Raw genomic sequence first — 25,395 nt, 5'->3', positions numbered from 1 at the left:
TCACCAGACTCGTTCCTTGAACACGGGCGGGCCGTCGTCGTCACCGTCGTCACCGCGTGCGGGACGGGCCGGCGGCCGCGACGGGTTGCCCGACTCGATGATGTCGTCGAGGTCGTGGCCCTCCTGGATGGCCGTGTAGGCGCGTCGCAGGTCGGGCACGCCGGTGGCGAGCGCCTTCTGCACGCCGTCGTCCATCACGCGGCCGGCCGCGACGTCCTGCCAGCTGAACTCGCCGGAGTCGATGCGCCGCTGGAGCTCCTTGAACTCCTTGGGCGCGTTCGGGCCCTTGGCGTACCGCTCGATCGCGGCGAGGTCCTGTTCGGTCACCCCACGCGAACGCGGCTGGAACTGGGCGGCTTCCCTGCCGGTCTTCTCCACCGCGGCCGTCGTGGCGTCGAACCCGTCGACGAGCGCCTGCAACCGGGCCTGGTCGTAGGGGAACGTCACTGCTGTCCTCCGCCCTGGCCACCGGAGGCCGACGAGCTGCCCGCCGCGGATGACGAGCTGCTGCCCGCTGCCGACGAGCTGCTCGACGCGGCGCTGGACGCGCTGCTGGTGTCGTAGCGGGTGGTGGCCTTGCCGATGTCCTTGTTCAGCTTGTAGCCGTTGAGCGCGACGCCCAGCGCCCCGGACTTGGCCGCGGACTTGCCGTCGTCGAACTTCTCCTTGCCGTCCTGGTAGCCGTCGACGACGTCGAGCAGGTCGTTGACGTCGCGGACGTCCTTCAGTTTCATCAGGGCGGTGCCCATGTCCTTGATGCCGTTGATCATGCCCTGCACGCCCTCGATCAGCGTCTGCACCGCGATGATGATCTTGCGGATGCGGTCGACGATCTGGATGCAGTCGTAGACGACCCACACGGCCTTGCCCCAGCCGACCACCGGGATCGGCGCGAGGATCACCGCTTCCATCAGCTTCTGGCACAGGTAGTCGAGCAGCGACAGCGCGAGGCCCGTCAGCGTGCGGCAGGTGTTCGCCGTCGACTTGAACTTGTCGCCGATGATGCGGGCGACCTGCGAGTCCGCCTCGATCGCGATGACCCACATGGTGTCCATGCGGCGCTCGAACGCCTGCGCGGCAGAGCCGTTCCAGTGCGGGTTCAGCTGGTCGACGCCCGCGTCGACGTTGTGCCGCACGGAGTCCAGCGCCTTCGCGACGTTGTCCCACGCCTTGGCGTTGGCGTCGATCTTCTCGAAGTCGCCGAGCAGCGGGTTGATCAGCGACTCGACCAGGTTCTCGCCGGTGACCTTCTCGTAGATCCAGTTGACGCCCTGGATCTTCCAGCCGGCCTTCTCGATGAGCTCCTTGGTGGACTGCCGGCCCGGCCGGTCCTCCGCCGCCTTGTTCAGCGCGACCGAGGGGTCCTCGACGTCCGCGTACGCCGTCGTCATCAGTTGCCCCCGACCTGCGGCGCCTTCTGGGCGCTCGCCAGCTTGTTCTGGACACCGTCGAAGAGCTTGAGGCCGATGGCGTCGGCCTTCTCGTAGTGCTCCGCGGTCTTGCGCAGCGCCTCCGAGTCCTTGAGCAACATCTTGTTGGCGAAGTCCAGGGTCTCCCCGTACAGGCTCGCCACCCCGGTCACGACGGGGTGCAGCAACGACAGCAGCCCGGTGAACCCGCTGGTGTCACCGCCCTTGGAGATCGCGTGGTCTTTGATGGTCAGGAAGTGCTGGGCGTTGCGGTCCAGCAGCTCGCTGTACCCGCGCAGCTCCTCCGGCACGACGTGGAACTGTTCACTCACGGCTGCTCCGACGCTCGGTTGGTCTGAATGGTTCCGCTCACGTCCGGCCGCGCCCGCCGGCGAAGCGCGAGGCCATCTTGCGGACCAGCGCCCTGGGGAGCAGCTTCGTCGCGCCGACGATGCCCTTGTACTGGGAGCCGGGGATCGACAGGACCCGGCCGCGGCGCAGGTCGCGCAGCGCCTCGTGGACCAGGCGGTCGGCGTCGACGTACAGCCAGCCCGGCGTCTTCGACATGTCGATGTTCGCGCGCTTGTGGAACTCGGTGCGCACGAAACCGGGGCACAGGGCCAGGACGCGGACGCCGGAGCCGGCCACGGCGAGCGACATGCCCTCGGAGAACGCGATGACCCACGCCTTGTCGGCGCTGTAGCTCGTGCCGCGGCCGGGCAGGAAGCCGGCGACGCTGGCCACGTTGATGACGTCGCCCTTGCCGCGCGCGACCATCGGCGGGACGGCGGCCCTGCTCAGGCGCAGGACGGTGGCGACGTTGACGTCCAGCTGGGACTGGAGCTTCTCCACGTCGGTCTGGAAGAGCTCGCCGCTGGTGGCGAAGCCCGCGTTGTTCACGAGGAGGTCCACAGCGGACTCGGAGAGTCGGGCCTCGACCTCGAGGCGGTCAGCGCGGTCGCTCAGGTCGGCGGGCAGGGTGTCGACGTGCACGCCGTGGCGGTCGTGCAGCTGCTTCGCGAGCTCGTCCAAAGCGGACGCCGTCCGTGCGACGAGGACGAGGTCGTAGCCCTCGGCCGCGAGCCTGCGCGCGAAGGCGGCCCCGATCCCGACGGTTGCTCCGGTCACCAGTGCGGTTGGCATGGCTCCGCACGCTAGTCGGAAAACCGCCGGGGCCGAAGCACGCGGTTCCACGCAGAGTGAGGTATGACGTGAGTCACACCCGACTCAGCTACGTCTGCTTTCGCCCGAACGTCGGCCGGTAGACCTCTCCGCCCTCGTCCTCGGCGTCCGCGACGGGCTCGTCCCGCGCCGGGTCCGCGTCGAACGGGTCGATCACGTCCGCGAGCTCGCCGACGTCGCGCAGCAGCCGCTCCAGGCGCGCGGGCGACGAGTTCGGCGGCGCAGAGGCCAGTACCCAGTCGTTCTCCAGCCAGACGACCGTGACGTCGCCACCGATCTCCTCGGCCGCGTCGATCAGGTCCGGCGTGATGAGCTTGCGCGCCGCGGGCACGTCCGTCACGAACGCGTAGCGCGACCCGACCGGTCCGAGCAGATCCGGCATCTTGTCCCGCTGGAACGGCACAGTCGACAGCCACAGCTCGATGACCACGGACAACGCGCGGCGGCACCGCACGCCGACCAGCACCGAGTTGACCTTGCCGCCGGTCTCGTGGTCGAGCACGTAGACCTGGCGCCGCCCGTCCGCGGTGAAGGTCGAACCGGCGACCACGTCACGGGCGAGCCCGGTGCCGTAGTAGGCGATCGCGCCCGCTTCCCAGCGTGTCGGCAGCACGTGGTCTGTCTCTTCGAACTGCCAGCCGCGCAGGGCAGCCCAACGGCGCCGTTCACGATTACGCGCGGTTCGTTGCGCCCGGTCGGTCGCGAGCAGGGCGAACCCCGCCACGCCCGCCACCGCGGCGACGGTGAACCAGACCCACGCCGGTATGCCACCCACAGCTGAAGCGTAGTGGGTCGGCAGCCGAGAACGAAGATCACTTCCGCGCGTCGTGGGCCGGGGGCCGTGTTTCCACGTCGGCGGGGGTCCCGCGACCGGTCACCGGGGCACGACGACGACCTGGTCCGCGTCCTCGTAGACGACGCGGCCGGGGTCGTCGGACTCCACCCTGCGCCACCGCACGCCGTGGGCGTCGAGGATGTCCAGGTAGCCGGCCACGCGCTCGACCAGGTGCGTCGCCTCGACCTTGAACCACGCGGCGGCACCGGGGTTGAGCTCGCGGTCGTACACGGCCGGGTCGACCGTCGACGGGTCGGTGTAGGCGGCGTTGAACCAGTCACCGTTCACGCGGCAGTACGACTCCTGCTCCGCGGTCAGCCGACCGGCCCTGCGCAGGCCGTTCACCAGCCCGAAGACACCCGGCCAGGTGCCGCGGGCGGTCGGCTCGACCCCTTCGAACCGCACGAAGCGAAGATCCCCCATGGCGGTCAACCTATCGACCGCGGGGGATCGGGCGGACTGGAACGGCGTCGCGGGTGTGGGTTGACCACACCCGCGACGACACCTCAACCCAGCTCGGTGGGACTAAACGCCGCGGCCCACGATCAGGCCGGACTGGTCGTCCACCACGTCGACCTTCACCGCGTCACCGTCGCGCACCTCGCCGGCCAGCAGCTCCTTGGCCAGCTGGTCGCCGATCGCCGACTGCACCAGCCTGCGCAGCGGCCGGGCGCCGTACACCGGGTCGAACCCGTTGAGCGCCAGCCAGTCGCGTGCGGCCGTGGTGACCTCCAGCGTCAGCCTGCGCGCGGCGAGGCGCTCGGCCAGGCGGGCGATCTGGATGTCCACGATGGACGTCAGCTCCTCGGTGGCGAGGGCGTGGAACACCACCACGTCGTCGAGCCGGTTCAGGAACTCCGGCTTGAAGTGGCGCTGCACCACCGCCAGCACGGCGTCCTTGCGCTCGACCTCGGTGAGCGACGGGTTCGCGATGGCCTGCGAGCCCAGGTTCGAGGTGAGCACCAGGATCGTGTTGCGGAAGTCCACGGTGCGGCCCTGGCCGTCGGTCAGGCGGCCGTCGTCGAGGACCTGCAGCAGCACGTCGAAGACGTCCGGGTGCGCCTTCTCGACCTCGTCGAGCAGCACGACCGAGTACGGGCGGCGGCGGACCGACTCGGTGAGCTGGCCGCCCTGGTCGTAGCCGACGTAGCCGGGAGGGGCACCGACCAGGCGGGCCACCGAGTGCTTCTCGGAGTACTCGCTCATGTCGATGCGGATCATCGCCCGCTCGTCGTCGAACAGGAACGACGCCAGCGCCTTCGCGAGCTCGGTCTTGCCGACACCGGTGGGGCCGAGGAACAGGAACGAGCCGGTCGGGCGGTCCGGGTCGGCGACGCCGGCACGGGTGCGGCGCACGGCGTCCGAGACGACGCGCACGGCCTCGGCCTGGCCGACGACGCGGCGGGTGAGCTCGTCCTCCATCCGCAGCAGCTTCGCGGTCTCGCCCTCCAGCAGCCGGCCGGCGGGGATGCCGGTCCACGCGGACACGACGTCGGCGACGTCGTCCGAGCCGACCTCCTCCTTGAGCATGGCGGACTCCTGGGTGGACGCCTCCGCGGCGGCCGCCAGCTCCTTCTCCAGCGCCGGGATCCGGCCGTAGCGCAGCTCGGCGGCCCGGCCGAGGTCGCCGTCGCGCTCGGCGCGCTCCGACTCGCCGCGCAACGACTCCAGTTGCTCCTTCAGGGTGCGGACCTTGTCGATCGAGCCCTTCTCGTTCTGCCAGCGGGCGGTCAGCGCGGACAGCTCCTCGCGCTTCTCTGCCAGCTCGGCGCGCAGGGCGGAGAGCCGTTCCAGCGACGCCGGGTCGGACTCCTTGGCCAGCGCCATCTCCTCGATCTCGAGACGGCGGACCGAGCGCTCGACGGTGTCGATCTCGACCGGGCGCGAGTCGATCTCCATGCGCAGCCGGGACGCGGCCTCGTCGACGAGGTCGATGGCCTTGTCCGGCAGGAAGCGCGCGGTGATGTAGCGGTCGGACAGCGTGGCCGCGGCGACGAGGGCGGCGTCGGTGATGCGCACGCCGTGGTGCACCTCGTAGCGCTCCTTGAGGCCGCGCAGGATGCCGACGGTGTCCTCGACCGAGGGCTCGCCGACCAGCACCTGCTGGAAGCGGCGCTCCAGTGCGGCGTCCTTCTCGATGTGCTCGCGGTACTCGTCGAGCGTCGTGGCACCGACCATGCGCAGCTCGCCGCGCGCCAGCATCGGCTTGATCATGTTGCCGGCGTCCATGGCGGACTCACCGGTCGCGCCGGCGCCGACGATCGTGTGCAGCTCGTCGATGAACGTGATGACCTGGCCGGCCGAGTCGGTGATCTCCTTGAGGACGGCCTTGAGCCGCTCCTCGAACTCACCGCGGTACTTGGCGCCCGCGACCATCGAGCCGAGGTCCAGCGACACGACCCGCTTGCCGCGCAACGACTCCGGCACGTCGCCGGCCACCACGCGCTGGGCCAGGCCCTCGACGATGGCGGTCTTGCCGACGCCGGGCTCGCCGATCAGCACCGGGTTGTTCTTGGTGCGCCGGGACAGCACCTGCACGACGCGGCGGATCTCGGAGTCGCGGCCGATCACCGGGTCGAGCTCGCCCTTGCGGGCACGTTCGGTGAGGTCGACGCCGTACTTCTCCAGCGCCTTGTAGGTGCCCTCGGGGTCGGCCGAGGTGACCCGCGCCGAGCCGCGCACCTTCGTGAAGGCCTCGGTCAGCGCCTCGGGCGTCGCGCCGTTGCGCCGCAGCAGGTCGGCCACCTGGCCACCGTGCTGCGCCAGGCCCACGAGCAGGTGCTCGGTGGACACGTACTCGTCGCCCATCTCGGTGGCGAGCTCCTGCGCCCGGCTGAGCACCCGCACGGCGTCGCGCGAGAACTGCGGGGCGGACACGCTCGCACCGGAGGCGCTGGGCAGCGCGCGGGAGAGCTGCTCCAGCTCCTTGCGCACCAGCGTCGGGTCGGCGCCCACCGCGGAGAGCAACGGCGCGGTCAACCCGTCCGCCTGCGCCAGCAGGGCACCGAGCAGGTGCACGGGTCCCACGTCGGGGTTCCCGTTGAGGGTCGCTGCCTGCACGGCCGCGGACACGGCCTGCTGGGTCTTGGTCGTCGGGTTGAAAGCGTCCATTCCTCCACCTCGTGGTCAGCCTGCGGCACGGACCATCATCCCGCACAACGTCAGAAAAGTTGAGCCTGTTCCGCTCAACTACGAGAACGTGACGGAGGTCGCGAAAATCGCACGTCGGTGGAGCGGGGATGGGCGAAGATCAGCGCCATGACCTCAATCATCCACAACGTCACCGTCGACGCGCGCGACTCCTACGAGATCGCGTCGTGGTGGAGCAAGGTGCTCGGGCTGCCGCTGCACCCCGACGACAACCCCGGCGACGACGAGTGCCTGATCGAACTGCCGAACGGCATCCGCTACCTGTTCGTCGCCGTTCCCGAGGACAAGGCGGTCAAGAACCGGGTGCACATCTGCCTGCAGCCGGCCGACCTCTCCCGTGACGAGGAGGTCGACCGGCTGCTGGGGATCGGTGCGACGGTCTACGACGATCAGCGCAGGGCGGACGGCACCGGCTGGGTCACGATGCGCGACCCCGAGGGCAACGAGTTCTGCGTGGAACGCAGCGCAGCCGAACGTGCCGCGACCTCATGATCGCCGTCACTCGTTCGGATCAACCGCTTGTCCACACCAGGGGTTGAGTTGTCCACAATCCGCTGGTCAGTATCCACAGGTGAGGCAAGTTCGGTGGCGACCGTCTGTGCGCCAGAACCCGTTGGGGTGATCTCCGCCGTCACGTCCACGGAGTCCCGCAGCGGCTGTTCCTTGATCAGCAGCACCGCGATGACGGTGAAGACCGCGAGCCCGGCGGCGATCAGGAACAGCTCGCCCATCGCGTCGCCGTAGGAGTTGCGCACGGCCGGGGAGAGGGAGCCGCGGTCGAGCGACGTGGTGCTCACGTGGGCGGCCAGCACCGCACCGAGCACCGAGACGCCGGCCGTGCCTCCCAGCGACCGCAGGAACGTCGCCGTGGAGCTCGCCGCTCCCAGGTCGGCCATGCCCACGCCGTTCTGCACGGCCAGCACCAGGTTCTGCATGGTCAGCCCGACGCCCACGCCGACCAGCAGCAGGTAGGCGCCCATCAGCGTGAGGTTGGTGCCGTGGTCGATCGTGCCGAGCAGCGCCAGCCCGATGACCAGCGAGAACGCACCCCAGACCAGGTAGCTCTTCCACCGGCCGCTCTTCGCGATGAGCTGGCCGCTGACAGTCGAGGAGATGCTCAGCCCGAGCACCAGCGGCACCGTGAGCAGACCCGCCTTCGTGGGCGAGAAGCCCCGCGCGATCTGGAAGTACTGCCCCATGAACACCGAGGCGCCGAACATCGCCGTGCCGACCGCGATGCCACCCAGCATCGCCAGCACGACCGTGCGGTTGCGGAACAGGTGCAGCGGGATGACCGGGGCAGAGGCCCTGCGCTCGACGAAGTAGGCGGCGGTCAGCGCGAGCACCACACCGCCGACGTACAGGGCGCTCTCACCGGAGAACCAGGCGAAGTCCTTGCCGGCGAACGACACCCACATCAGCACCAGGCTCACCCCGCCGGTGATCAACGTGGCGCCCAGGTAGTCGATCTTCACGTGCTGCTTCTGCACGGGCAGGTGCAGCGTCTTGTGCAGCACGGCGAGGGCCACGAGGGCCAGCGGCACGCACACGAAGAAGCACCAGCGCCAGCCGGGCCAGTCGACGAGGAACCCGCCCACCAGCGGTCCGCCGACGGTGCCCGCCGAGATCACCATGCCGGTGTAGCCGCTGTAGCGGCCGCGTTCGCGCGGGCTGAGCAGCGCGCCGACCACGACCTGGCCGAGCGCCTGCACACCGCCCATGCCCAGGCCCTGCACGACCCGGAACGCGATGAGCTGCTCCATGTTCTGGCTCAGGCCCGACAGCACGCTGCCGATGACGAACAGCACGATGCCCGCCTGCAGCAGCTTCTTCTTGTCGAAGAGGTCCGCGAGCTTGCCCCACAGCGGCGTGCTGGCCGTGGAGGCCAGCAGCATCGCCGTGATGACCCAGGTGTACTGGGTCTGGGTGCCCTTGAGCTCGGCCAGGATCGTCGGGAGAGCGTTCGAGACGATGGTGGAGCTGAGGATCGCGACGAGCAACGCCACCCAGATGCCGGACAGCGCTTCGAGGATCTCCCGATGCGACGAGGGCCGGTTCAAGCACACCTCCAGTAGTTAGTTGATGCCATACAACTATATCGGGAAATAGTTAGCTAGAACAACTTTCCCACGGTCTCCTGCGTCACTCCCCTGCGAGTGGAGGGCACGCGGGGACCCCGCGTGCCCTCCTGGGGTACGAAAGCTCCCCGCGTGCCCTCCCAGGGTTACGAAAGCTCCCCGCGTGCACTCCCGGGGTACGAAAGGTCCCCGCGTGCCCTCCCAGGGGTACGAAAGGTCCCCGCGTGCACTTACGGCGGGGGTTAGAGGGAGGTGAGCAGGTCCTCGACCTCGGTGGCGATGCGTGCGAGTGCGGGTTCGTCAGCGACGGCGGTGGTGGCCCGGTCGATCCAGTCGGCGATCTGCGGCATGTGGGACGGGCGGAGGCCGCGGGTGGTGATGGCGGGGGTGCCGAGCCGGATGCCGGACGGGTCGAACGGCGTGCGGGAGTCGTACGGCACCGCGTTGTAGTTGAGCTCGATGCCCGCCCGGTCCAGTGCCCGCGCGGCCGGCTTGCCGCCGATGCCCCTGGACGTCAGGTCGATCAGGATCAGGTGGTTGTCGGTGCCACCGGAGACCAAGTCGAAGCCCCGCTCCAGCAACGCGGCCGCGAGCGCCTGTGCGTTGGCCACGACGGTGTGCGCGTACTCGCGGAACGCCGGCTGCGCCGCCTCGTGCAGGGCCACGGCGATGGCGGCGGTCGTGTGGTTGTGCGGGCCACCCTGCAGGCCGGGGAAGACAGCGCGGTCGACGGCCCTGGCGTGCTCGGCGTCGCTGAGGATCATGGCGCCACGCGGGCCGCGGAGCGTCTTGTGCGTGGTCGTGGTGATCACCGGGGCGTGGCCGACCGGGGACGGGTGGGCGCCGCCCGCGACGAGACCCGCGATGTGCGCGATGTCGGCGACCAGGACGGCGTCGACTTCGGCTGCGATGGCGGCGAACGCCGGGAAGTCGATCGTGCGCGGGATGGCCGTGCCACCGCAGAAGATCACCTTCGGGCGTTCGGCGAGCGCGAGGGAGCGGACCTGGTCCAGGTCGACGACGCCGGTGTCCTTGCGCACGTCGTACTGCACCGCGTGGAACCACCTGCCGGTCGCGGACACGTTCCAGCCGTGGGTCAGGTGGCCGCCCATCGGCAGCGACATGCCCATCACCGTGTCGCCCGGCGACAGGAACGCGAGGTACACCGCGAGGTTCGCGGGCGCGCCGGACAGCGGCTGGACGTTGGCGTGGTCCACGCCGAACAGGGCCTTCGCGCGGTCGATCGCGAGCTGTTCGACCTGGTCGACGACCTGCTGGCCCTCGTAGTACCGCTTGCCGGGGTACCCCTCGGAGTACTTGTTCGTCAGCACCGAGCCCGTTGCCTCAAGCACGGCGGCGGACACGTCGTTCTCCGACGCGATCATGCGCAGCCTGCGGGACTGGCGGGCGGACTCGGCCTCGATCAGTGCGGCGATCTCGGGATCGACCTGGGAGAGCACGGCTCAGCTCCACACCGGTGCACCCAGGCGTTCGGTGCGCTCGGCAGTCGCTTCCCGGTGGTCGGTTCCACCCTCGGCACGCCAGTCGCTTTCGACGTGCCGAGCCTAGTCCAGCGTGAACGGGTCGTACTTGATCCGGTCGAGCGGAGTTCCCGCGACCAGCATGCGGGACACCGTCGACCTGATCATCGCCGGGCTGCCGCAGACCAGGACGTCGCGTTCCTCCCACGCGCCGTAGCGGGTGACCACGTCGGCCAGGGTGCCCTGCTCGACACCGCGGACGCCGGGGTCCGACTCCAGCACCGGCACGACCGTGAGCCACGGGTTCGTGGTCGCGATGCGCTGCAGGTTGTCCAGGTCGTAGAGGTCCTCGCGGGTGCGGCCGCCGTAGAACAGGTGCACGCGCGGGTTGTCGCCCCACTGCGCCATCTCGTCGATGATCGCGTGCATCGGCGCGACGCCCGTGCCACCGGCCACCATCAGGATGTCCGACCCGGACGTGCGGTCGACCGAGAGGCGTCCCATCGGCGGTCCGATGCGCCACGTGTCGCCGGCCTGCGTGTGGCCGACCACCGAGCGCGACACCCAGCCGCCGTCGACGGACCGGATGTGGAACTCGATGATGCCGTCCTCGCGCGGCGCGTTCGCCGGCGTGTAGTAGCGCCACAGCCGCTTGCGCTGCGGCGTCTCGACGGACACGTACTGCCCGGCGCGGTAGTTGACCGGGTGGTCGGGCTGCAGCCGCACGACCGCCAGGTCCCACGACACGCGCTGGTGCTCCAGCACCGTCGCGTGCCAGTACGCGGGCCCGTTGTCGGCGTCGGCCGCCTCCTGCATCGCGCGGGCCATCAGCGTGTACGCCTCGGCCCAGGCCATCTCGACCTTCGGCGTCCAGGCGGCACCGGCGAACTTCTTCACCGCCGACAGCAGTGCCGTGCCGACCGCCTCGTAGTGGACGTTGATGACACCGAACTTGCGGTGGTCGCGGCCCAGCTGGCGGAGGAAGGGGATCAGGTCGTCCGGGCGGTCGACCATCTGCACCACGTGCACCAGGGCGCGCAGCAGACGGCTCCGCTGCACCTCCATGTTGGCGGGGAACATCTCGCGTGTGGCGGGCGAGAGCGAGAAGAGCATCCCGTAGAAGAACTTCGCCACTTCTTCGGAATGCGGCTCCACCACCGCGAAGCTCTCCCGGATCATCCGCACCATCGCGGTGACGCCAGGCGGGGGTTCACGGTGTGGCGGGGTAGGGATGGGGCTCAGCACAGCGTTCGCAGTCATGGTCCGCGCGCAGTCTCCACGTTCTTCGTCCTGGCACCGGTGAGGCGCCGTGCTCGTCAAACATCCGTCCCCCGACGGGGTGGACACTAACCTCTGTTCTGGCCTTCCGACTCCTTGATGCCACCTTCGAGCGAAGCATGACTACGGTACGCAACTGCTTGTTACCGCAACAGTGTGAATCTGAGGGTCCCTCCGTACCGAGTTGCGCGCTTGCGTGCAACGGTGTGGCGCGTGTCCTTGCCTGAATTGACTGGAACCACCTCACCCAACCGTGTCGAACATCCCGGCTCCCGCGGCGAGCACTTCCTCCAATGTGCCCTGGAGACCTCCGATCGCGCCACACGCTTCTACTCGGACCAGGTACTGGACCACCTCAACCCCGCGATGGCCGAGTTCGTCGGCCGGATGGAGATGGCGTTCATCTCGACCTCCGACGCCGACGGCGAGTGCGACTCGACGCTGCGCGCCGGACCCGCGGGCTTCATCCGGGTGGTCGACCCGAGGACCGTCGCGTACCCCGAGTACCGCGGCAACGGCGTCATGGCCTCGCTCGGCAACATCATGGAGAACCCGCACGTCGGCATGCTGATGGTGGACTTCACCGAGGACCTGATCGGCCTGCACGTCAACGGCAGGGCCCGCATCGCGCCGCGCGAGGAGTTCCCCACCGAGGACCGCAAGGTGGAGCGCTGGGTCGTCGTGCAGGTGCAGGAGGCCTACGTCCACTGCCGCAAGCACATCCCCCGCATGGTGCCGGTGGACCGCATCCGCGACTGGGGCACCGACGACGCGAAGCGCAAGGGCGGCGACTACTTCGGGGTGAAGGCCGGCAAGGGGTCTGGCGAGGAGTCGTGAGCGGCTAGCCGAGCGTCGCGGCCGCGGTCCGCACCTCGGCGACCGACCGCCGGACGACGTCGGACCAGTCCCCGGTGGTCGTCACCCACGTGCCGTACGCGCGTTCGAAGGCGAGCACGCCGAGCTCGGCGGCCACCGCTGCCGCCAGCTCGGCGACGCCGCGGCGTTCGAGCGCGTCCTTCATGGCCACGCCGAACCCGACCATCTTCAGCGCCGACCGCTCACGCAGTTCCAGGTGGTCCTCGATCACCGCCTGCCGCTGCGGGCCGTGCGCCCGGTGCTCGTCGGTGAACCAGGTGCCGACCGCGACCAGCGCCGCCTCGACCGCGGCCAGCGGTTCCGCCTGCTCCGGCGCGCAGGCGATGCCGGTGGTGAGCACCTCGGCGAGCTGGTCCTGACCGCCGAACAGCACCTCGCGCTTGTCCCGGAAGTGCCGGAAGAACGTGCTCTTGGTGAGCCCGGCGCGTTCGGCGATCTGCGCGACCGCGGTGTTGTCGTACCCCTGCTCGCCGAACAGGTCGAGTGCGGCGCGCACCAACCGCTCCCGCGCGTCCGGCTCCCATCGACCCATGACCCCATCCTAAGTGATGCGACTAAGTCCCATCACTCTGCTACGGTTGATGAGACCAAGTCCCATCACCTTGAGGAAGTGCGATGAAGGTTTTCGTCACGGGCGCCAGCGGTCACGTCGGTTCGGCGCTGGTCCCGGAGCTGCTGGGAGCCGGGCACGAGGTCGTCGGCCTGGCCCGGTCCGACATGTCCGCCGCCAGGCTGGAGGCCTGGGGCGCCCGGGTCCGGCGCGGTGACCTCGACGACCTGGACGGGCTGCGCAAGGCCGCGGTCGAGGCGGACGCGGTGGTCCACCTGGCGTTCAAGCACGAGGAGATGTTCGCCGGCGACTACGCGGGTGCCGCCGGAGCCGACCTGGCGGTGGTCAAGGCGTTCCTCGACGAGCTCTCCGGCACCGGCAAGGCCCTGATCGGCACCAGTGGCACGCTGTCATACGCCGGGCTGGGCCGCACCGCGACGGAGGAGGAGCGGGTCGCCGACAGCGACACCCGCGGTGCCGCCCGCAACGCGATCGTCGACGCCGCGGACGTGCGCGGTTCGGTGGTCGTGCTGCCGCCCACCGTGCACAGCCCGCTCGACACGGCCGGGTTCATCCCGATCCTGGTCAGGACCGCGCGGGAGAAGGGCGTGTCCGGCTACCCCGGTGACGGCACGAACCGCTGGTCCGCGGCGCACACCCTGGACGCGGCGCGGCTGTACCGGCTGGCGGTGGAGGCGGCGCCTACGGGCGCGGTGCTGCACGCGGTGGCCGAGGAGGCCGTGCCGATGCGCACCATCGCCGAGGCGATCGGGCGCAAGCTCGGCCTGCCGGTCGAGAGCATTCCCGCGGAACGAGCGCAGGAGCACTTCGGGCCGTTGGCGTTCATGGTGACGCGGGACGCACCGACGTCCAGCGCGCGCACGAGGACGCTGCTGGGGTGGGAACCGCAGGAACCCGGCCTCCTGGCGGACCTGGAGACCGGGTTCTACTTCGAGCGGTGAGCTACTTGCGCGGCTTGGGCTTCCACACCACGAGCGCCGTCTCCTGCCGCACCGGGACCAGGTCCCTGCGGTAGGAGGCGTGCACCGCGGCCGCCGCGGAGTCGGCGGCGGCCAGTGCCTGGGCCAGCTCCTGGGACAGCTCGGTCACGCGGGCGCGCAGGGCGTCGACCTGGTGCTCCAGGTCGATGATGCGCTTGATGCCGGCGAGGTTCACGCCCTCCTCCTGGGAGAGGCGCTGGACCTCGCGCAGCAGCACGATGTCGCGCATCGAGTAGCGGCGGCCGCCGCCGGAGGTGCGGCCCGGCGACACGAGGCCCATCCGGTCGTAGGACCGCAGGGTTTGCGCGTGCAGGCCGGAGAGCTGTGCTGCCACCGAGATGACGAAGAACGGCGTGTCCTCGTCAGTCCCCGGCGGGAACGGAAAACTCACCGGAACTCACCGCCCTTCCAGCAGCGCGTTCAGCTCACCTCGCGGGTCGTGCTCCTTGGTCACGTCCGCGTACGCCTCCAGGGCCGTGCGCGCCTCGGAGGACAGGTTGTTCGGGACGGCGACCTCCAGCGTGATCAGCAGATCGCCCTGGCTGCCGTCCTTGCGGGTGATGCCCTTGCCGCGCGCCCTCAGCACGCGCCCGGAAGCGGTGCCGGCCGGCACCTTCAAGGTCACCTTGCCGTCCAGCGTCGGCACGGTCAACGTCGTGCCCAGCGCCAGCTCGGGGAACGTCATCGGCGCGGTCAGCGTCAGGTCGTTGCCCTGGCGGCCGAACACGCTGTGCGGGTTGACGTGCACGCGGACGAACAGGTCGCCAGACGGTCCGCCGTTGCGCCCCGGTTCGCCCTGTCCCGCCAGGCGGATCCGCTGGCCGTCGTCGACCCCCGAGGGAATCCGGACGGTCAGCGTGCGGGTGCGGGTGCTGACGCCGTCGCCACCGCACTCGACGCACGGGTCGTCGATGATCCGGCCGGTGCCGCGGCAGTCGCGGCACGGCTCGCTGAACGCGAACGCGCCCTGCGACCGCGTGACCAGGCCGGAACCCGAGCAGGTCGCGCAGGTGTGCGGCGTCGTGCCCGGCTTGGCGCCGGAGCCGCCGCAGGTCGTGCACGCGGCCGGTGAGGACAGCCGCAGTGGCACCTGCGCGCCCCTCACCGCCTCGGTGAAGTCGAGCCGGACGTCGGTCTCGACGTCCTCGCCGCGACGGGGACGCGTGGCCGAGGCCGCACCGCCGCCACCGCGCCGGTTGAACAGGCCGCCGAGCAGGTCGCCCAGGCCACCGCCACCGCCACCGGTGCCCTGCGCCGCCCGGCCGAACAGGTCGTTGACGTCGAAGCCGCCGGCACCGCCGAAGCCGCCGGGGAAGCCCCCTCCGCCCGCGAACAGGCGACGAGCCTCGTCGTACTGCTTGCGCTTCGCCGCGTCGGACAGCACCCCGTAGGCCTCGGAGACGGCCTTGAAGCGGGCCTCCGCCTTGGCGTCGCCGGGGTTGGCGTCGGGGTGCAGCTCACGGGCGAGCTTGCGGTACGACTTCTTGATCTCGTCCGCCGAGGCGTCGGAGGAGACGCCCAGTTCGCGGTAGAAGTCCTTCTCGATCCAGTCCCTAGCACTCACCGGACGTCTCCCTCCCTTCAGCTCTCTTCAGCGGGTGCTGCCGGCTCGTGGTCCGTCACGGCGACGAGCGCCGGGCGGACGAGCTTCTCGCCGAACCGGTAGCCGCGCCGCAGCACGGCGGTGACGGTCGGGCCCTCGACGTCCGGGGACGTGCTGTGCTGCACGGCCTCGTGCACCGACGGGTCGAACGCCTCGCCCTCGTGCGCGAACGGCTCCAGGCCGGTCTTCTGCAGCGTGGACACGAGCTTGTCCGCCACCGCCTTGAACGCGCCGGTCAGGTCGCCGTGAGCGGCGGCCCGTTCGACGTCGTCCAGCAGCGGCAGGAGCTCGGCGGCCACGGACGCCTTCGCGTTGTTGATCACCGCTTCCCGGTCGCGTTCCACCCGCTTGCGGTAGTTCGCGTACTCGGCGGTGAGCCGCTGCAGGTCCGCGGTGCGCTCGTCGAGCTGGGCCTTCAGCTCGACGGCGGCGTCGTCCACGAACTCGGCGGCGACCACGGTCTCGTCGGTCTCCTGGGCTGCGCCCTCCTCCGCCGGAGCGGCCGGCGCGCGGACCTCGCCCGTTTCGGGGTCGATCCGGCGCCGGTCGTTCACGACGAGGGGAGGCTGCTGCTCGTCAGGAGCTGCGTGCCTCGGCTCGGTCACTTCTTCTCGTCCTCGTCCACGATCTCGGCGTCGACGACGTCGTCGTCCTTGTCGGACTTGGCCTGGCCGGCACCGGCCGCACCGGCACCCGCACCGGGGGCCTCGGCACCCGCCGCGCCCGGCGCGTTGGCGTAGATCGCCTGGCCGATGGCCTGCGACTCGGTCGCGAGCTTCTCCACCGCGGCCTTGATGGCGTTGATGTCGGTGCCCTTGAGCGCCTCGTTCGCCTCGGCGACGGCGGCGTTGACCTTGTCCTTGATCTCCGCCGGGAGCTTGTCGTCGTTCTCCTTGACGACCTTCTCCGTCTGGTAGACCAGCGTCTCGGCCTGGTTGCGGACCTCGACCTCCTCGCGGCGGCGCTTGTCCTCCTCCGCGTGGGCCTCGGCGTCCTTGACCATGCGGTCGATGTCGTCCTTCGGCAGCGCGGAGCCACCGGTGATCGTCATCGACTGCTCCTTGCCGGTGCCCAGGTCCTTCGCCGACACGTGGACGATGCCGTTCGCGTCGATGTCGAAGGTGACCTCGATCTGCGGCACGCCGCGCGGGGCCGGGGGCAGACCGGTCAGCTCGAACATGCCGAGCTTCTTGTTCTGCGACGCGATCTCGCGCTCGCCCTGGAAGACCTGGATCTGCACGGACGGCTGGTTGTCGTCCGCCGTCGTGAAGGTCTCGGACCGCTTGGTCGGGATCGTGGTGTTGCGCTCGATCAGCTTGGTCATGATGCCGCCCTTGGTCTCGATGCCGAGGGACAGCGGGGTGACGTCGAGCAGCAGGACGTCCTTGACCTCGCCCTTGAGGACACCGGCCTGCAGGGCGGCGCCGACGGCGACGACCTCGTCCGGGTTCACGCCCTTGTTGGGCTCGCGGCCGCCGGTCAGCTCCTTGACGAGCTCCGCGACGGCGGGCATGCGGGTCGAGCCGCCGACGAGCACGACGTGGTCGATGTCGCCGACGGAGACGCCGGCGTCCTTGATCACGTTGTTGAACGGCGCGCGGGTGCGCTCGAGCAGGTCGGACGTGATGCGCTGGAACTCGGCGCGCGACAGCGTCTCGTCGAGGAACAGCGGGTTCTTGTCCGCGTCGACCGTGATGTAGGGCAGGTTGATGGACGCCTGCGCCGAGCTGGACAGCTCGATCTTGGCCTTCTCAGCGGCCTCGCGGATCCGCTGCAGGGCCATCTTGTCCTTGGTCAGGTCGATGCCGTTGGCCTGCTTGAAGCGCTCGACCAGCCAGTCGACGACGCGCTGGTCCCAGTCGTCGCCACCGAGGTGGTTGTCACCGGAGGTCGCGCGGACCTCGACGACGCCGTCACCGAGCTCGAGCAGCGAGACGTCGAACGTGCCGCCACCGAGGTCGAAGACCAGGATGGTCTGCTCCTTCTCGCCCTTGTCGAGGCCGTACGCCAGAGCGGCGGAGGTCGGCTCGTTGACGATGCGGAGCACGTTGAGACCCGCGATCTGGCCGGCCTCCTTGGTGGCCTGCCGCTGCGCGTCCTCGAAGTAGGCCGGGACGGTGATGACCGCGTCGGTGATCTCCTCGCCCAGGTACGCCTCGGCGTCGCGCTTGAGCTTCATGAGCACGCGCGCGCTGATCTCCTGCGAGGTGTACTTCTTGCCGTCGACCTCGTCGGTCTTCCAGTCGGTGCCGATGTGGCGCTTGACCGAGCGGATGGTGCGGTCGACGTTGGTGACGGCCTGGTTCTTCGCGGGCTGACCCACGAGGACCTCGCCGTTCTTGGCGAAAGCGACGATGGACGGGGTCGTCCTCGAGCCCTCCGAGTTGGCGATGACCGTCGGCTCACCGCCCTCGAGAACGGCGACGACGGAGTTGGTCGTCCCCAAGTCGATGCCGACTGCACGCGCCATTGGAGTTCCTTCCGCTAGTACTTGTTGAGCGTTGCTGGCTCAAGTTTGCCACCTTGCTCAACCTTGAGCCTACCCGACTCAAGCTTTCTGACTGGCACAACGGCCGGGAAGCTCCCGTTGTTCCCTCAGAACGCCACGAGGGCCACCCCTTGTGGAGTGGCCCTCGACACAGTCCCCCTCGGACGGACTCAGATGGCGAGCACCCGGACCTCGCCGGAACCGGTGGTGAGGTTGAGCTCGAGCGGTGCGTCCGGTGCGGTCGCGACCTGGATGTCGCGGTCACCGCTGCCCGACACCCCGGTGATCCGGTACGGACCACCCGGCACCCGTACGTCCACGTCGCCGGAGCCGGAGTTGACCCGCACTGACCGCGGCTCCGCCATGATCAGCTCGACCCGTCCCGAGCTGGCGTCGGCGATCACCTCGCCGCTCAGGGACGAGCCGTCGATGTCACCGGACCTCGTGACGGCGAGCAGCTTGCCCTTCACCGTGTTCAGCTCGATGTGCCCGGACCCGAGGTCCGCGGTCACGGTGCCGCCGACCCTGGTGGCCCGGAAGTTGCCGGACCCGGTGTTCACCTTGACGTCCCCCGAGATGTCCAGGGTGGTGATGTCCCCGGAGCCGGTCGCGTACTCGACGGACGCGAGACCCTCGACGACCGCGTCGCCCGAGCCCACGTCGCCGACGACCCTGATGCCGGCGGCGGGCACGAGCACCTCGTAGTTGGCCTCGCAGTTGTCGCCGCAGGTGTCCAGCACCAGCGTGTCGCCCTCGACCCGGTGCGTGGTGCCCCCCGGCTTGTTGTTCTTGGCGTGCTCCACCCTGCGGTGGACCTTCGTCCCGGTCAGGCCCTCCTGGTACCTGATCGTCACGTCACCCGACCCGTTGCGCGCACGCACGGACGTGAACGTTTCCGCGACGACGTAGTCATCGGAGAACTCGTACTTCACGATGCGGATGCCACAGCCCGTCAGCGCCGTGAGCACCGTCCCCGCCACCAACGCCACCAGCGCTGCCCTCATCATGGGCACAAAAGTAGAGCCGGCCGGGGTCCGGCCACACGGCAGTCAGCCCCCGGAGGCGGGGTGGGGTTCTCCCTACCCCGTGCCTAGACCAGGTCTTCGAGCACCGCGCGCAGGGCCGGTGCGGTCCGCGCCGGGTCGTTGAGGAACCGCGACGACGCCAGCACGTGCGCGGGCGCGATCCGCTCCCAGAGCAGGCCCTCGACCGGCACCTCGGCGATGTGCAGCTCCACGCTCTGCGCCCACCGCCCGATCCGCGACTCGATGCCGCGCAGCACGTCGCCGATCGGCAGCGCGGCCGGGCTCTGCACCCGGTGCAGCTCCTGGATGCCGGGCTTGAGCGCGAGCACCGCCGTCCGGCTGGCGGGCCGGGTCAGCAACGCCTCCGCGTCCTCGGGCACGGCCGGTTCGGCACCGCGGGTGCACGCGTCCAGCGCGTCGGCCCACCAGCCGGGCCACTCGGCGGTCACGGCGGCGCGGTCGACCCCGGCCGGCACGTGCACCGGCAGCGACGGTTCCAGTCCCGGCACGTGCGGTTCGACGTCCACCGACAACGCCAGGCCGTCGCGCACGTAGAGCGCGGTCAGCAGCCCGAGGCTCACCCCGTGGCTGATGCCGGACACCTCTCGCGCGAACCTCATGCCGCTCATTCTCCCCGTGCGGCGGGCGTGGGATCGTCGCGACCGCGGATCAAGAAGGACACGATTGGCTCCAGCTCGTCCACGTCCGGGGCGACGTCGGCGATCAGCCCCTGGATGAGCAGGCCGTCGATCGCGGCGAGGAACGCGCGGAACGCCACGGGGTCCGCGGGCGCGGCCACCTCGGCGGCCAGGTCGAGCCAGCGGCGCGCGGCGGGCTTGAGCTCCGGTCGCCGCCCGGCCAGCAGGTACAGCTCGTACTCGGCGAGCGTGCGCGCCCGGTGCTCGTCGACCGCCCTGGCCAGGCTGCGCGCGATCTCCCGCGGGGTGCCGACGGCGATGATCTTCAGGACCTCGTCGCACATCGCCTCGGCCGACCACAGCAGCGTGGCGGTCAGCAGGTCGTCGAGCGTCGCGAAGTAGTAGGTCGGCGCCGTGGTCGGCACGCCGGCCTCGCGGGCCACGCTGCGGTGCGTCACCCCGGCGACGCCCTCGCGTTCGATGACCCGCAACGTGGCCTCGACGATGGCGCGCCGCTTCTTCTCGCCGCGCGCCTTGCGCCCGTCGACTGCCGTCGCGCTCAGTGCGTCCTCCCGAGCTCCAGGGTCACCACGCCCCCGATGATCAGGGCCAGCCCGACGACCATCGTGGGGTTGAGCGCCTCGCCGAGGAACCGCCAGCCGATGAGCGCCACGGCGGCGACACCGATCGCGGACCACACGGCGTAGGCGACGCCCACGGGCATACCCAACTTCAACGCGCGCGAGAGCGCTGTGAAGGCGATCGTGTAGCCGGCGACGACGACCACCGAAGGCCACAGTTTGGTGAATCCGTCGGAGACCTTCAGGGAGACGGTGGCGGCGATCTCCGCGACGATCGCCGCGGCCAGGTACAGGTACAACACGGCGACCTCCGGATGCCTCGCAAAACTATCTGAACAAGTGTTCCACAAGTTTTCGATCACATTCCGGGTACTTGACCGGTACGTGACGAGACACCGGCCACGTCCAAGTGGTTACTCAGCGGTAACCTGGCCTAGACTCCCGCCATGACCCTCCAGCTGGTTCTCGGACTCGTCGCCGTAGTGGTGAGCGTCGTCGCCTGGGGCGTGTTCGTCGCCGGCGTCTGGAAGATGATCAAGATCATCCGGCTCGGCCAGCCGGACGGCACCCGCACGGGACCGTTCTGGCCGCGCCTGAAGACGATGGTCGTCGAGTTCGTCGCGCACACCAGGATGGCGAAGTTCCGCTCGGTCGCCCCGTGGCACTGGATGGTGATGTGGGGCTTCCTCATCGGCTCCGCGGTGCTGTTCGAGGCCTACGGCGAGGTGTTCGACCCGCACTTCCACTGGCCGGTCATCGGCACGTGGTCGATCTGGCTGCTGCTCGTCGAGCTGCTCGGCCTCGGCACCGTCGTCGGTGGCGTGGCCCTCGCGGTCATCCGCCAGCGCAACCACCCGCGCCGCGCCGACCGCATCTCGCGCTTCGCGGGCTCCAGCTTCAGGTCGGCGTACTTCGTCGAGGCCGTCGTCATCGTCGAGGGCCTCGGCATCCTGCTCGTGAAGGCGTTCAAGCAGTCGAGCGGCCTCGAGTCCGCGCCGCTGTGGACGTCGTTCGTGACGCAGCCGCTCGCGCAGATCCTGCCGGCCGCCCCGATCTGGGTGTCGGTGATGGCGCTGGTCAAGCTGCTCAGCGGCATGCTCTGGCTGGTCGTGGTCGGCCGGAACCTGACGATGGGCATCGCCTGGCACCGGTTCTCGGCCTTCTTCAACATCTACTTCAAGCGCGAGGACGACGGCGGCGTCGCGCTGGGCGCGCTGAAGCCGATGATGTCCGGCGGCAAGGTCCTGGACCTCGAAGAGGCCGACCCGGACAAGGACGTGTTCGGCGTCGGCAAGGTCGAGGACTTCAGCTGGAAGGGCTGGCTCGACTTCTCCACCTGCACCGAGTGCGGCCGCTGCCAGTCGCAGTGCCCCGCCTGGAACACCGGCAAGCCGTTGTCCCCGAAGATGGTCATCACGCAGCTGCGCGACCACGCGTTCGCCAAGGCGCCGTACCTGCTCGCCGGCGGCTCGCGCGACATGGCCGGCGACGAGGTCGGCCTCACCGAGGACAAGTACGAGGACTACAAGAAGCGCCTCGAGTCGATCGACGTGCTGGCGATGGCCGAGTCGGAGCGCCCGCTGGTCGGCGGCCCCGGCGAGCTGGGCGTGATCGACCCCGAGGTGCTGTGGTCGTGCACGACCTGCGGCGCGTGCGTCGAGCAGTGCCCGGTCGACATCGAGCACGTCGACCACATCGTCGACATGCGCCGCTACCAGGTGCTGATCGAGTCGAACTTCCCGACCGAGCTCGGCGGGATGTTCAAGAACCTGGAGAACAAGGGCAACCCGTGGGGCCAGAACGCCAAGGACCGGCTGAGCTGGACCGAGGGCCTCGAGTTCGAGGTGCCGGTGTTCGACGGCGAGCTGGGCGACGCGGAGTACCTGTTCTGGGTCGGCTGCGCCGGTGCGTTCGAGGACCGCGCGAAGAAGACCACCCGCGCCGTGGCCGAGCTGCTGCACACCGCGGGCGTCAAGTACGCGGTGCTCGGCCCGGAGGAGACCTGCACCGGTGACCCGGCCCGCCGCGCCGGCAACGAGTTCCTGTTCCAGATGCTGGCGCAGCAGAACGTCGAGGTGCTGAACGCGGTGTTCGAGGACCGCCCGGCAGGCCAGCGCAAGATCGTCGTGACGTGCGCGCACTGCTTCAACACGCTGGCCAACGAGTACCCGCAGGTCGGCGGCACGTACGAGGTCGTGCACCACACGCAGCTGCTGAACAAGCTGGTGCGCGAACGCCGCCTGGTGCCGGTCGCGCCGGTCACCGAGGACGTGACCTACCACGACCCGTGCTACCTGGGCCGCCACAACAAGGTCTACGAGGCCCCGCGCGAGCTCATCGGCGCGTCCGGCGCGAAGCTGCGCGAGATGCCGCGCCACGAGGAGCGCTCCATGTGCTGCGGTGCCGGTGGCGCCCGCATGTGGATGGAGGAGCGGATCGGCAAGCGCATCAACATCGATCGCGTCGACGAGGCGCTGGGCACCGCGCCGTCGAAGATCGCGACCGGCTGCCCGTTCTGCCGCGTGATGCTGACCGACGGCGTGACCGCGCGGCAGTCCGACGGCCAGGCCGGTGCGCACGTCGAGGTCGTGGACGTGGCGCAGATGCTGCTGGCGTCGGTGAAGCGCAGCACGGAGAAGGCCGACACGCCGACCGACGAGGTCCCGACCGGCACGCCGCTGCCGAATGAGGACAAGGCGAAGGCCTGAGCCTGACGGCATGAGAAAGGCCCTCGGTCCGATGGACCGAGGGCCTTTCTCGTCGCGCGTCAGTCGTTGTCGGTGATCTTGTCGTAGACCACGTTCAGCAGCCAGCTCGCGAGCGCCACGATGATCGCGCCCCAGAACGCGGGCCAGAACCCGTCGACGCGGAACGGCAGGTCCAGCTGCTCGGCCAGCCAGCCGGTGAGCATGAACAGCAGCGCGTTCACCACGAGCCCGATCAGACCGAGCGTCAGCAGGTAGAACAGGCAGCCGAAGAACTTCACGAGCGGCTTCACGACCGCGTTCACCAGGCCGAAGATCACCGCCACGCCGATCAGCGTGAGAATCCGCGACCCGGTGCTGCCCTCGCCCAGGTCGATGCCGGGAATGGCCGTCGAGACCCAGACCGCCACGGCAGTCAGCAGCACATGCACCAAGATGCCCATGCCGCAGACTAACCACTTCGGTCCTAAGTGGCCGGGAGCGCCGGCGTGGTGCGCCGGACGCAGAACCGCCCGCGTCCTCTCGCTGGACGCGGGCGGTTCCGTCTTACCCCCTTGGTGATCAGCGTCTCCCCCCCGGAGCAGATCCCGTCCCTAAGACACCACAGCCCCCGGCGATGTTGCCCGGTTCCCCGAATGTCACTCGAATGAACCAATGAACGCCTGTGGTTCAGGGCGGTTTGTCCGGTTGCCGGGGTTCGGATCGTGCCAGGTCACAACCGGTGGAGCGGCCCCGCCGGGCCTACGCTGATCACCATGAGCGACAAGCCGCAGGGCTCTGGGGAAAGCACGCTGACCGTCGTACTCGCCCTGCTGGTGAACCTGGCGATCGCCATCACCAAGGCCATCGCGGGCGTGCTGACCGGTTCGGCCGCGATCCTCTCCGAGGCCGCGCACTCGGTGGCCGACACGTTCACCGAGGCCCTGCTGCTCACGGCCCTGCGCCGCTCCGACCGCCCGGCCGACCGCCGCCACCCCTTCGGCTACGGCAAGGAGCGCTACTTCTGGTCGCTGCTGGCCGCCGTCTCGATCTTCGCCTCCGGCGCGATGTTCGCGTTCTACGAGGGCTTCCGCACCGTCTTCGGCGAACCGGAGGAGCAGACCCGCCCCCTGGTCGGCTACATCGTGCTGGCACTGGCGTTCCTGCTGGAGTCCGTGTCGTGGACGCAGGCGTTCCGCCAGGTCCGCTCCCAGTCCGCCGAGCACGGCAAGAGCTTCTGGGCGTTCCTGCGCGAGTCCGACGACCCCACCGTGAAGACCGTGTTCCTGGAGGACTCGGCGGCCCTGATCGGCCTGGTCCTCGCGTTCACCGGCCTCGGCCTGCACCAGCTGACCGGCTCGTCGGTGTGGGACGGCCTCGCGTCACTGGCGATCGGCGTGCTGCTCGCCCTCGTCGCCTACACCCTGGCCCGCACCAACCGCGGCCTGCTGATCGGCCGCCAGGCAGACCAGGTGGTGGTCAAGGCGATCTGGAAGTGGCTCGCCGACCTGCCCGAGGTCGACGCCGTGGTGGACGTCCTGACGATGCTCATCGGCACCGACCGCGTCCTGCTGTGCGCCCGACTGGACTTCGACGACTCCATGACCGCCCACGAACTGGAACTGGCCTGCGTGCGCATCTCCGCGGACCTGCACTCGGAGTTCCCCGACCTGGACGAGATCTTCCTCGAACCGGTCCCGCGCACCGATCCCGAACTGCGCCGCCGCGTGCTGGAGCGCTACGGCTTCTAGCGGCGCGTGTCCGTCCGGTGGAAGTTCAGGTACGCGCGGCTCGGCGTCGGTCCCCGCTGCCCCTGGTACCGGCTGCCGGCCTGCGTCGAGCCGTACGGGTGCTCCGCCGGGCTCGACAGCTTGAACAGGCACAGCTGGCCGATCTTCATGCCGGGGTGCAGCGTGATCGGCAGGTTCGCGACGTTCGACAGCTCCAGCGTGATGTGGCCGGAGAACCCCGGGTCGATGAACCCGGCCGTGGAGTGCGTCAGGAGGCCGAGCCTGCCCAGGCTGGACTTGCCCTCCAGCCGGCCCGCCAGGTCGTCCGGGAGCGTCACCATCTCGTAGGTGCTGCCCAGCACGAACTCGCCGGGGTGCAACACGAACTGCTCACCCTCCGGCGTCTCCACCAGGCTCGTCAGGTCGTCCTGCTGCTGCGACGGGTCGATGTGCGTGTACTTCGTGTTGTTGAAGACCCGGAAGAACCGGTCGAGCCGCACGTCGATGCTGCTCGGTTGGAGCATCTCGGCGTCGAAGGGGTCGAGGTGGAGACGGCCGGACTCGACCTCTTTGCGCAGATCCTGGTCACTCAGCAGCACCTGGGCAGGGTAACCGAGTTGGTCCGGCTCGCCGACGAGGACGGTGAGACGTCACGTTGCCGGGCTGTGTATGATCGGCTGCGAGCTTGCTCCTGCGGGTGTAGTTCATTGGTAGAACGACAGCTTCCCAAGCTGTAGAGGCGGGTTCGATTCCCGTCACCCGCTCCACCCGAGGGCCCTGGACGAGCTGTCCAGGGCCCTCGTCGT

The 25,395-nt window shown here is 69.7% G+C and carries 26 protein-coding genes, 1 tRNA gene and 1 riboswitch; of the genes, 6 read left to right on the top strand and 21 right to left on the bottom strand.

What is annotated here, in order from left to right; genetic code table 11:
* The 7 genes from ACZ7CH_RS01870 to clpB all read right to left on the bottom strand — a co-directional run bounded on the left by ACZ7CH_RS01870 (position 1) and on the right by clpB (position 6,537).
* Positions 1–447: a hypothetical protein gene (locus ACZ7CH_RS01870; protein ID WP_360394199.1), complete on the bottom strand. Its 447-nt coding sequence runs from the start codon at positions 445–447 to the stop codon at positions 1–3.
* Positions 444–1,391 carry a WXG100 family type VII secretion target gene (locus tag ACZ7CH_RS01865; RefSeq protein WP_360394196.1) on the bottom strand — a complete coding sequence of 316 codons (948 nt, stop codon included), beginning with the start codon at positions 1,389–1,391 and terminating at the stop codon, positions 444–446. The genes ACZ7CH_RS01870 and ACZ7CH_RS01865 overlap by 4 nt, the downstream gene beginning before the upstream one ends.
* Complete coding sequence (locus ACZ7CH_RS01860; protein WP_360394194.1) at positions 1,391–1,741, bottom strand: hypothetical protein; 351 nt, start codon at positions 1,739–1,741, stop codon at positions 1,391–1,393. Before ACZ7CH_RS01860 ends, ACZ7CH_RS01865 begins: the two co-directional genes overlap by 1 nt.
* A 37-nt stretch (positions 1,742–1,778) precedes the next feature.
* On the bottom strand, positions 1,779–2,552 hold the full coding sequence (locus tag ACZ7CH_RS01855) for an SDR family NAD(P)-dependent oxidoreductase (RefSeq protein WP_458429933.1): 774 nt from the start codon (positions 2,550–2,552) through the stop codon (positions 1,779–1,781).
* Between the two features lie 88 nt (positions 2,553–2,640).
* Positions 2,641–3,357: a type III secretion system chaperone family protein gene (locus tag ACZ7CH_RS01850; protein ID WP_360394832.1), complete on the bottom strand. Its 717-nt coding sequence runs from the start codon at positions 3,355–3,357 to the stop codon at positions 2,641–2,643.
* A gap of 108 nt (positions 3,358–3,465) precedes the next feature.
* Positions 3,466–3,849 carry a hypothetical protein gene (locus ACZ7CH_RS01845; protein ID WP_360394189.1) on the bottom strand — a complete coding sequence of 128 codons (384 nt, stop codon included), beginning with the start codon at positions 3,847–3,849 and terminating at the stop codon, positions 3,466–3,468.
* A 102-nt stretch (positions 3,850–3,951) separates the two neighbouring features.
* Complete coding sequence (clpB, locus tag ACZ7CH_RS01840; protein WP_360394186.1) at positions 3,952–6,537, bottom strand: ATP-dependent chaperone ClpB; 2,586 nt, start codon at positions 6,535–6,537, stop codon at positions 3,952–3,954.
* A gap of 147 nt (positions 6,538–6,684) precedes the next feature.
* Between clpB and ACZ7CH_RS01835 the strand changes: the two genes are divergently transcribed.
* Positions 6,685–7,068, top strand: a complete 384-nt coding sequence (locus ACZ7CH_RS01835) for a VOC family protein (protein ID WP_360394183.1) — start codon at positions 6,685–6,687, stop codon at positions 7,066–7,068.
* On the opposite strand, the gene ACZ7CH_RS01830 is transcribed toward ACZ7CH_RS01835, so the two are convergent.
* The 3 genes from ACZ7CH_RS01830 to ACZ7CH_RS01820 all read right to left on the bottom strand — a co-directional run bounded on the left by ACZ7CH_RS01830 (position 6,966) and on the right by ACZ7CH_RS01820 (position 11,323).
* A complete protein-coding gene (locus ACZ7CH_RS01830) occupies positions 6,966–8,636 on the bottom strand; it encodes an MDR family MFS transporter (protein ID WP_360394180.1) in 1,671 nt (556 codons plus the stop codon). The two genes, ACZ7CH_RS01835 and ACZ7CH_RS01830, sit on opposite strands and share 103 nt — an antisense overlap.
* A 260-nt stretch (positions 8,637–8,896) precedes the next feature.
* Positions 8,897–10,114, bottom strand: coding sequence for a serine hydroxymethyltransferase (locus ACZ7CH_RS01825; protein WP_470372958.1), 1,218 nt, complete (start codon positions 10,112–10,114; stop codon positions 8,897–8,899).
* A 14-nt stretch (positions 10,115–10,128) separates the two neighbouring features.
* Positions 10,129–10,213: riboswitch (ZMP/ZTP riboswitch) on the bottom strand.
* Positions 10,214–10,219: 6 nt separating this feature from the next.
* Entirely contained in the window at positions 10,220–11,323 is a 1,104-nt protein-coding gene (locus tag ACZ7CH_RS01820) for an FAD-binding oxidoreductase (RefSeq protein WP_360394178.1), read from the bottom strand.
* Positions 11,324–11,779: 456 nt separating this feature from the next.
* Here ACZ7CH_RS01820 and ACZ7CH_RS01815 point away from each other — a divergent pair, with 456 nt between their 5' ends.
* On the top strand, positions 11,780–12,250 hold the full coding sequence (locus ACZ7CH_RS01815; RefSeq protein ID WP_360394175.1) for a pyridoxamine 5'-phosphate oxidase family protein: 471 nt from the start codon (positions 11,780–11,782) through the stop codon (positions 12,248–12,250).
* A gap of 4 nt (positions 12,251–12,254) precedes the next feature.
* Here the strand turns inward: ACZ7CH_RS01815 and ACZ7CH_RS01810 are convergent, their stop codons facing one another.
* The gene (locus ACZ7CH_RS01810; RefSeq protein ID WP_360394172.1) at positions 12,255–12,821 is read right to left on the bottom strand and encodes a TetR/AcrR family transcriptional regulator; all 567 of its coding nucleotides are present in this window, start codon (positions 12,819–12,821) and stop codon (positions 12,255–12,257) included.
* Between the two features lie 83 nt (positions 12,822–12,904).
* On the opposite strand from ACZ7CH_RS01810, the gene ACZ7CH_RS01805 reads away from it, so the two are divergent.
* Positions 12,905–13,801, top strand: coding sequence for an SDR family oxidoreductase (locus ACZ7CH_RS01805; RefSeq protein WP_470372957.1), 897 nt, complete (start codon positions 12,905–12,907; stop codon positions 13,799–13,801).
* Position 13,802: 1 nt separating this feature from the next.
* On the opposite strand, the gene ACZ7CH_RS01800 is transcribed toward ACZ7CH_RS01805, so the two are convergent.
* From ACZ7CH_RS01800 to ACZ7CH_RS01765, 8 genes are all read right to left on the bottom strand, one after another.
* Positions 13,803–14,231 carry a heat shock protein transcriptional repressor HspR gene (locus tag ACZ7CH_RS01800; RefSeq protein ID WP_360394166.1) on the bottom strand — a complete coding sequence of 143 codons (429 nt, stop codon included), beginning with the start codon at positions 14,229–14,231 and terminating at the stop codon, positions 13,803–13,805.
* A gap of 6 nt (positions 14,232–14,237) precedes the next feature.
* Positions 14,238–15,404, bottom strand: coding sequence for a molecular chaperone DnaJ (gene dnaJ, locus ACZ7CH_RS01795; protein WP_470372956.1), 1,167 nt, complete (start codon positions 15,402–15,404; stop codon positions 14,238–14,240).
* A gap of 17 nt (positions 15,405–15,421) precedes the next feature.
* Complete coding sequence (grpE, locus tag ACZ7CH_RS01790) at positions 15,422–16,048, bottom strand: nucleotide exchange factor GrpE (protein WP_360394161.1); 627 nt, start codon at positions 16,046–16,048, stop codon at positions 15,422–15,424.
* Entirely contained in the window at positions 16,045–17,913 is a 1,869-nt protein-coding gene (dnaK, locus tag ACZ7CH_RS01785) for a molecular chaperone DnaK (protein ID WP_360394159.1), read from the bottom strand. The genes grpE and dnaK overlap by 4 nt, the downstream gene beginning before the upstream one ends.
* A 188-nt stretch (positions 17,914–18,101) precedes the next feature.
* Complete coding sequence (locus tag ACZ7CH_RS01780; protein ID WP_458429923.1) at positions 18,102–18,938, bottom strand: DUF4097 family beta strand repeat-containing protein; 837 nt, start codon at positions 18,936–18,938, stop codon at positions 18,102–18,104.
* Positions 18,939–19,021: 83 nt separating this feature from the next.
* On the bottom strand, positions 19,022–19,576 hold the full coding sequence (locus ACZ7CH_RS01775) for a hypothetical protein (protein ID WP_470369804.1): 555 nt from the start codon (positions 19,574–19,576) through the stop codon (positions 19,022–19,024).
* A 5-nt stretch (positions 19,577–19,581) separates the two neighbouring features.
* Positions 19,582–20,157, bottom strand: coding sequence for a TetR/AcrR family transcriptional regulator (locus tag ACZ7CH_RS01770; protein WP_360394826.1), 576 nt, complete (start codon positions 20,155–20,157; stop codon positions 19,582–19,584).
* Positions 20,154–20,477 carry a DMT family transporter gene (locus ACZ7CH_RS01765; RefSeq protein ID WP_360394150.1) on the bottom strand — a complete coding sequence of 108 codons (324 nt, stop codon included), beginning with the start codon at positions 20,475–20,477 and terminating at the stop codon, positions 20,154–20,156. The genes ACZ7CH_RS01770 and ACZ7CH_RS01765 overlap by 4 nt, the downstream gene beginning before the upstream one ends.
* A gap of 144 nt (positions 20,478–20,621) precedes the next feature.
* Here ACZ7CH_RS01765 and ACZ7CH_RS01760 point away from each other — a divergent pair, with 144 nt between their 5' ends.
* Positions 20,622–22,883 (top strand): (Fe-S)-binding protein, encoded by a 2,262-nt coding sequence (locus ACZ7CH_RS01760; RefSeq protein ID WP_360394147.1) that lies wholly within the window; start codon positions 20,622–20,624, stop codon positions 22,881–22,883.
* Between the two features lie 59 nt (positions 22,884–22,942).
* Here the strand turns inward: ACZ7CH_RS01760 and ACZ7CH_RS01755 are convergent, their stop codons facing one another.
* Positions 22,943–23,323 carry a phage holin family protein gene (locus tag ACZ7CH_RS01755; protein ID WP_470372955.1) on the bottom strand — a complete coding sequence of 127 codons (381 nt, stop codon included), beginning with the start codon at positions 23,321–23,323 and terminating at the stop codon, positions 22,943–22,945.
* A gap of 312 nt (positions 23,324–23,635) precedes the next feature.
* Between ACZ7CH_RS01755 and ACZ7CH_RS01750 the strand changes: the two genes are divergently transcribed.
* Positions 23,636–24,610 carry a cation diffusion facilitator family transporter gene (locus ACZ7CH_RS01750; RefSeq protein ID WP_360394141.1) on the top strand — a complete coding sequence of 325 codons (975 nt, stop codon included), beginning with the start codon at positions 23,636–23,638 and terminating at the stop codon, positions 24,608–24,610.
* Here the strand turns inward: ACZ7CH_RS01750 and dcd are convergent.
* The gene (gene dcd, locus ACZ7CH_RS01745; RefSeq protein WP_360394139.1) at positions 24,607–25,188 is read right to left on the bottom strand and encodes a dCTP deaminase; all 582 of its coding nucleotides are present in this window, start codon (positions 25,186–25,188) and stop codon (positions 24,607–24,609) included. The genes ACZ7CH_RS01750 and dcd overlap by 4 nt on opposite strands.
* 94 nt (positions 25,189–25,282) lie before the next feature.
* On the opposite strand from dcd, the gene ACZ7CH_RS01740 reads away from it, so the two are divergent.
* Positions 25,283–25,356 (top strand) — tRNA-Gly (locus ACZ7CH_RS01740).
* Positions 25,357–25,395: the final 39 nt, after the last annotated feature.

The organism is Lentzea sp. NPDC037011, assembly GCF_055607425.1.
This window is presented reverse-complemented; position numbering and strand designations above follow the sequence as displayed.

What these genes read in the sequence shown, in the direction of transcription:
- ACZ7CH_RS01865 (WP_360394196.1), bottom strand. Translation starts at nt 1,391, where the DNA reads ATGACGACGGCGTACGCGGACGTCGAGGACCCCTCGGTCGCGCTGAAC.
- ACZ7CH_RS01855 (WP_458429933.1), bottom strand. Translation starts at nt 2,552, where the DNA reads ATGCCAACCGCACTGGTGACCGGAGCAACCGTCGGGATCGGGGCCGCC.
- ACZ7CH_RS01845 (WP_360394189.1), bottom strand. Translation starts at nt 3,849, where the DNA reads ATGGGGGATCTTCGCTTCGTGCGGTTCGAAGGGGTCGAGCCGACCGCC.
- clpB (WP_360394186.1), bottom strand. Translation starts at nt 6,537, where the DNA reads ATGGACGCTTTCAACCCGACGACCAAGACCCAGCAGGCCGTGTCCGCG.
- ACZ7CH_RS01835 (WP_360394183.1), top strand. Translation starts at nt 6,685, where the DNA reads ATGACCTCAATCATCCACAACGTCACCGTCGACGCGCGCGACTCCTAC.
- ACZ7CH_RS01820 (WP_360394178.1), bottom strand. Translation starts at nt 11,323, where the DNA reads ATGGTGCGGATGATCCGGGAGAGCTTCGCGGTGGTGGAGCCGCATTCC.
- ACZ7CH_RS01815 (WP_360394175.1), top strand. Translation starts at nt 11,780, where the DNA reads ATGGCCGAGTTCGTCGGCCGGATGGAGATGGCGTTCATCTCGACCTCC.
- ACZ7CH_RS01810 (WP_360394172.1), bottom strand. Translation starts at nt 12,821, where the DNA reads ATGGGTCGATGGGAGCCGGACGCGCGGGAGCGGTTGGTGCGCGCCGCA.
- ACZ7CH_RS01805 (WP_470372957.1), top strand. Translation starts at nt 12,905, where the DNA reads ATGAAGGTTTTCGTCACGGGCGCCAGCGGTCACGTCGGTTCGGCGCTG.
- dnaK (WP_360394159.1), bottom strand. Translation starts at nt 17,913, where the DNA reads ATGGCGCGTGCAGTCGGCATCGACTTGGGGACGACCAACTCCGTCGTC.
- ACZ7CH_RS01780 (WP_458429923.1), bottom strand. Translation starts at nt 18,938, where the DNA reads ATGATGAGGGCAGCGCTGGTGGCGTTGGTGGCGGGGACGGTGCTCACG.
- ACZ7CH_RS01775 (WP_470369804.1), bottom strand. Translation starts at nt 19,576, where the DNA reads ATGAGGTTCGCGCGAGAGGTGTCCGGCATCAGCCACGGGGTGAGCCTC.
- ACZ7CH_RS01760 (WP_360394147.1), top strand. Translation starts at nt 20,622, where the DNA reads ATGACCCTCCAGCTGGTTCTCGGACTCGTCGCCGTAGTGGTGAGCGTC.
- ACZ7CH_RS01755 (WP_470372955.1), bottom strand. Translation starts at nt 23,323, where the DNA reads ATGGGCATCTTGGTGCATGTGCTGCTGACTGCCGTGGCGGTCTGGGTC.
- ACZ7CH_RS01750 (WP_360394141.1), top strand. Translation starts at nt 23,636, where the DNA reads ATGAGCGACAAGCCGCAGGGCTCTGGGGAAAGCACGCTGACCGTCGTA.